Below are 1,950 nucleotides of genomic sequence, written 5' to 3' on the forward strand. Positions count from 1 at the left end.
GACAGCGTGCCGGTGTCGCGTGACGGCATGGTGCTGAAGGCGGGGGCGGAAGTGGCGGTGAACGAAAACGCCTCGCTGTCGCTGGGCTACGGCGGGCTGCTGTCGCAGCACCATCAGGACAACAGCGTCAACGCCGGCTTCACCTGGCGCTTCTAAGCAACATCGACTCAATCCTTGTACGGGAACCGCCTGCGGGCGGTTCCTTTTTCACATCCTGCTAATGAGAACCCGGCGCACCTGGGGCGTCGGCCAATAACAAGCAAAAGGTAAGGAAATGACAACAACAATGGGTTTTGATAGCAAAGGAAACGTTCGTCGCTCGCCGTGGCGGCTGAACGCGCTGGTCTGCTGCATGGCGCTGGCAGGGTATGCGCAGGCGGCGCCGCACGAGGTGAATGGCCAACCCGGCGATCCGGCCAGCTGGCGCAGCGCCGAATTCAACGCCAACTGGGGGTTGGGGGCGATCCACGCCGATGAGGCCTACGCCGCCGGCTACACCGGCAAAGGGCAAAAGGTGGGCATTTTCGACACTCCGGTTAACCGCCATCCCGAATTCGCCGGCGACGGCAAACTGATCAACGTCGTCACCGAAGGCTACCGCGCCTATACCGATCCGCACCGGCCGGGAATTAACGCCGGCGATCGCTTTTACTTCGACGGCACCTTCCACTTCTACAGCGGTTCGCAGGGCATGTTGAGCAATCACGGGGTGCACGTCGCGGGGATCAGCGCGGCGAATCGCGACGGCGTCGGCATGCACGGCGTGGCCTTCGATTCGCAGGTGATCAGCGTCGATAATGACAACGACGGCCCGGCGTACGGCGAATTCCTCGGCCTGGACGGCGCCGTCACCAATGCCGGCTGGCAGGCGATGATCAAGAGCGGCGTGCGGGTGATCAACAACAGCTGGGGCGTCAGCATTCCCGATTTCCTGTCCGACGGCGGCCGCGATCCTAACGCGCTGCACTTCGAGCTGAAGGATGCGCAGGAGCAATTCGATCAGGTCAAGCCGCTGCTCGGTAGCCTGGCCGGCGCAGGTTATCAGGGCGCCATCGACGCGGCGCGCAAAAATATTCTGGTGCTGTTCGCCGCCGGTAACGACGGCAATTACAACCAACCGGATGTGATCAGCGGGCTGGCCTACTTCGTGCCGGACATCGCGCCGAACTGGCTGTCGGTCGCCAGCGTGGCGCAGGATGCGGCATCCGCCAACAGCGTGCCTTACACCATCAGCAGTTTCTCGTCCCGCTGCGGCTATACCGCCAGCTTCTGCGTCTCGTCGCCGGGCAGCAAAATCTACAGCACCGTGGCCAACGGTTCCGATCCGGCCAATCTGGTGTCGGACTACGGCAATAAAAACGGCACCTCGATGGCGACCCCGCACGTCACCGGCGCAGTGGCGGTGTTGCTGCAGCGTTTCCCGTACATGAACTCGGCGCAGATTGCCGACGTGCTGAAAACCACCGCCACCGACATGGGCGCGCCGGGCATCGACGCGCTCTACGGCTGGGGGATGATCAACCTGGGCAAGGCCATCAACGGCCCGGGCATGTTCTATACCGTCGAGGATATTCCCGCAGAGTTCCGCATCCCGGATCCGACGGGCGTGGCCTACGGCCCGACCCAGTTTGTCGTCAATATTCCGGGACTGGGCGCCGAGGTGGATGCCGGTACGTTGCATGCCAGGAAGTGTGACGATATCAGCTGTGAGTTGGACGTTTACTCCAATAACATCTCCGGCCACGGCGGCCTGACCAAGGAAGGGATGGGCACGCTGGTCATGACCGGCGCCAACACCTATTCCGGCCCGACGCTGGTCAATCAGGGCCGACTGGCGATCAACGGCTCGGTCACCTCGGACGTCAGCGTGCAGAGCGGCGGCATCGTCGGCGGCAGCGGCACGGTCGGTTCGCTGACCGCCCGCCGCGGCGGCACCGTGGCGCCGGGCAA

At 63.5% G+C, this 1,950-nt stretch carries 2 protein-coding genes; both read left to right on the plus strand.

Features of this window, described 5'->3' with window-relative positions; genetic code table 11:
• Positions 1-156, plus strand: a 156-nt coding sequence (locus ACJ8IP_RS24190; RefSeq protein WP_442524539.1) for an autotransporter outer membrane beta-barrel domain-containing protein, incomplete at its 5' end; no start/stop codon positions are given.
• A gap of 118 nt (positions 157-274) precedes the next feature.
• Positions 275-1,950 (plus strand): S8 family serine peptidase (locus ACJ8IP_RS24195; RefSeq protein ID WP_442524538.1); only part of this gene is annotated, 1,676 nt, incomplete at its 3' end.

The organism is Serratia sp. CY52157, assembly GCF_052168495.1.
GTDB classification, from domain to species: Bacteria; Pseudomonadota; Gammaproteobacteria; order Enterobacterales; family Enterobacteriaceae; genus Serratia; species Serratia ureilytica.